Source organism: Mycobacterium sp. E2462 (genome assembly GCF_001672685.1).
Taxonomy (GTDB): Bacteria; Actinomycetota; Actinomycetes; order Mycobacteriales; family Mycobacteriaceae; genus Mycobacterium.
In genome coordinates this window covers 1-736 of the sequence record NZ_LZKC01000228.1, presented here as the reverse complement: position 1 = coordinate 736, position 736 = coordinate 1, and the positions used below count along the sequence as shown (strand labels likewise).

Sequence of the window (736 nt, the reverse complement as noted above, 5' to 3'; positions counted from 1 at the left end):
CTACCCGCTCGCCGGCATCCTCGGCGACGACGCCGCGACGGTCACCGGATCCGGACACCGCGACACCCCGCCGGCCGACGCGCTGTCGGCGGGCCTCGCCGCCCTGGGCGCCGCCGACCCCGCCTGCGACTGGGCGCCCGCCGTCCCGGCCGCCAACCGCCCACCGCTGCGTGGGTTCCCCAACGCGCCGATGCGGGCGGTGCACCTGTGGGTGGCCCCGGACCGGCTCGCTGACGCAACGCCGCCCGCGCCGGCGCTCACCGTCGCCGTCGAGGACTGGCAGGCCGCGGCGCCGGTCGCCGACCGGCCGGGCGCGCTGACCATCGGCCTGCACGCCGACGAAAGCTCGGCCGAGCTGGCCCGGCGGATCACCGAAGCCATTGCGGCACAGGGTGACTCCCGCGTCGTCGCGCCCGTCGAGGCCGAGATCCTGGTCGTCATCGCCCCCGCCCTCGATCACACCGACCCCGCCGCGGCGATCGACCACATCGGGCGCCGTCCCGACGCGGGCCTACCCGACTACGCCGGCCTGATCGGGCCGCGCTGCCGCGCGGTGTGGCTGCTCACCGCGCGCGCCGAACAGGTGGGCGCCACGGCCGAGGCCCCGGCGCAGGCGGGGTCGGCGGCGCCCAGGGCGGCGAGGCCCGCCGACAGCGCGTCGGCCGGCGGGGTGTCGCGGTGTCCGGATCCGGTGACCGTCGCGGCGTCGTCGCCGAGGATGCCGGCGAGCGGGTAG

The 736-nt window shown here is 78.9% G+C and carries 1 pseudogene; it reads left to right on the top strand.

The window, feature by feature from the left end:
• A pseudogene (locus A5714_RS26570) lies at window positions 1-736 on the top strand (hypothetical protein); the annotation flags it as partial.